Origin of the sequence: Streptomyces sp. ID05-39B (assembly GCF_033794725.1) — a bacterium.
In the GTDB taxonomy this organism is placed as follows: Bacteria; Actinomycetota; Actinomycetes; order Streptomycetales; family Streptomycetaceae; genus Streptomyces; species Streptomyces bobili.
Genome location: NZ_JARGEF010000455.1, coordinates 1 through 2,617 on the forward strand (window position 1 = coordinate 1; position 2,617 = coordinate 2,617).

Annotated in this window: 1 protein-coding gene, 1 pseudogene and 1 riboswitch; the gene and the pseudogene both read left to right on the plus strand. The window is 68.4% G+C overall.

From position 1 onward, the window contains the following. The first annotated feature begins 365 nt into the window (after positions 1-365). Positions 366-558: riboswitch (cyclic di-AMP (ydaO/yuaA leader) on the plus strand. Between the two features lie 4 nt (positions 559-562). After that, positions 563-1,609, plus strand: coding sequence for a peptidoglycan DD-metalloendopeptidase family protein (locus P1P75_RS40975; protein ID WP_319264983.1), 1,047 nt, complete (start codon positions 563-565; stop codon positions 1,607-1,609). Between the two features lie 709 nt (positions 1,610-2,318). Next, positions 2,319-2,617, plus strand: a pseudogene (locus tag P1P75_RS40980) (hypothetical protein); the annotation flags it as partial.

Sequence of the window (2,617 nt, forward strand, 5' to 3'; positions counted from 1 at the left end):
TTTTTTTCAATCAAACGGCTGATTTCCTTTTTTTTTCGTTTGGCGTGGGTTCTGAGATTTATATAAGAGACAGATATCCGACTGTGTCATGTCTGGGGGTTCTGTCCGAATTGAAATCCTTCATTCCAACTCGCTCTGGAATAGGGGACTCTGGGGGCACGTCACGTGAGCAGCGTCATATTCGTGACGTTGAGTCGTCCGTCATGTTCACGTAATACGGCTGTTTTTCAAGGGTGTTTATGGGAAAACGGCCCCTCGGTGCACGGAGGGTGACCGCGAATTCCCACGGGGGATCAAGGGAATGACGCGGGAAGTGCAACCTTCGCTTGTACCTGTGCGTCTGAGTCGCTTACGTTCCACACCAATCCGGACGGACGCCCAATCCTGCCGCCGCCCGGAGCCCGCACACTCACCCGTGAACGGCAGGAGCGGGGGACCCACAGGCAGTACCGCCTGTTCCGGTCTCCGGAACGGCTAGGGGTAAAGCCGCGCCTCGGCGCGGCCGGACATCTCCAGTCCGCACCCGACAGCTCACCTCGCAGGCGCCGGAGAGGAATTCGTCATGCCCGCCAAGGGTAAGCACCGCCGTCCGAAGTCCCAGCGCTTCACCCGCTCCATCGCCGTCGCAGGAACCGGCGGCGCCGCGCTCGCCCTCCCGCTCATGGGGGCCACCGGCGCGCAGGCCGCACCGTCCCAGTCGGCGACGCAGACGGTTTCCGCCGTCTCCGCGGCTTCCCCCCTTTCCTCTGTTCCGGAAAAGGCTTCCGAGACCGTTTCCGTGACACAGAAGTCCGCGAAGTCCGCCTCGGGTGCCAAGACCTACACGGTGCAGTCCGGCGACTACCTCTCGAAGATCGCGGACGAGCAGAACGTCAGCGGCGGCTGGAGCCGGCTCTACGAGGACAACCGTGAGGCCGTCGGCGAGAACCCGTCGCTGATCCACCCGGGGCTGAAGCTGTCGATCGGCAAGAAGGCCGCGACCGGCACGACCAAGTCGCCGTCCACTTCGTCCGGTTCTTCCACCTCATCCGGTTCGTCCGCATCCTCGAAGCAGTCCTCGGGCTCCTCCTCCAAGTCGGACGCCTCCAAGTCGGACGCCTCCAAGTCGGACGCCTCCAAGTCGGACTCCTCGGACTCCGCGAAGTCCTCCTCGTCGCAGGCCTCCACCACACAGGCGGCCGAGAACGCCACCACCTCCGGTGGCTTCGCCCTCCCGGTGGCGGGCGCGACCGTCGGCACGCCGTACAAGATGTCCGGCAGCATGTGGTCCAGCGGTTACCACACCGGTGTCGACTTCGTCGTCCCGACCGGCACCTCGCTCAAGGCCGTCGGAGCGGGCACGGTCGTCTCCGCGGGCTGGGGCGGCGCGTACGGCAACCAGGTCGTCATCAGGCTCGCCGACGGCCACTACGCCCAGTACGCCCACCTGTCGCAGCTCTCCGTCTCGGCCGGTCAGTCGGTCTCCGGCGGACAGCAGGTCGGCCTCTCCGGTGCGACCGGCAATGTGACCGGCCCGCACCTGCACTTCGAGATCCGTACCGGTCCCGACTACGGCTCGGACGTCGACCCGGTCGCCTACCTGCGCTCGCACGGCGTCTCCGTCGGCTGACCCACCGCTCGACACCCCGCCTGACAGGCGCGCCACCGAAGGCCGGACCCGATCCACGGGTCCGGCCTTCGGTGTGTCCGCATGCCTGCACGTCCACGGGGCCCTCTCACGGGCGACCGTGCGTCAGCGCCGTTGCGTCGGCGCCACGTGGGCCGGTGCCCCCGCGTCGGCGCCCTGGCTCCACCGCTGTTCGACTTTGCGCGTTCACGATCGTTCCATTGCGGTCTTATGGCAGGACGGCCCGAGGCGTCGACAGGCGGGGCAGGGTGAGGACACAGTGATCGAAGGGAGCGGCAAGCGCTTTCCGGCATCGCGCTTCGTCCGTCTCCCTCTCTCCTGTGCCGTGAAGGAGCCCTGGTGCACGCCACCCCGCGCCGAAGAACCGTCACCGTCGCCGCGACCGCGGACGGCGAACAGCCCGGCCGACGGCGCCCGCGTCACCGCCGCCTCGGCAGCGGACCAGTTCGTCTCGGTATTCGACGGCGCGACCGGCGCGCCGAACGCACCCGGCAGCCAGTCGCCGACGACTTCGTCGCCGACGGCCCCTCCGGCGGGGCGGCCCCTCCGGCGGCCACTTCGGCATCGCCCAGCTCGACGGCGAACACCCCAGCCTGGTCACCAAGCTGGTCACCAAGCTGGTCACCCGCGTCGACGCCCGGAGCGGCGTCCCCGCCACCGAGACCGCCGCCCGCCTCTTCGACCCGCCGGCGTGGTCTCCGGCGCCCGCAACGCCACCCCCTGTCTAGGGCGACCTCGTCGGCGACCGGCGCGAGGAGATCCCCGCGAGAGCGCCGGCCGCACGGCCCTGCGCCTCCACACCACCACCGAGCCGACGAGGACCCGCGTCTACACCCTCGCGCACAACCCCGCGTACCGGCTCGGCTGGACCGTGCGCGGCTACCTCCAGTCCACATACACCGACTACCACCTCGGCACCGAGAGCCGCCGAGTCCCCGAGCCGCTCGTCACCACGCCCAGCGCCACCTCGTCCGCCGACCCCACCCCACC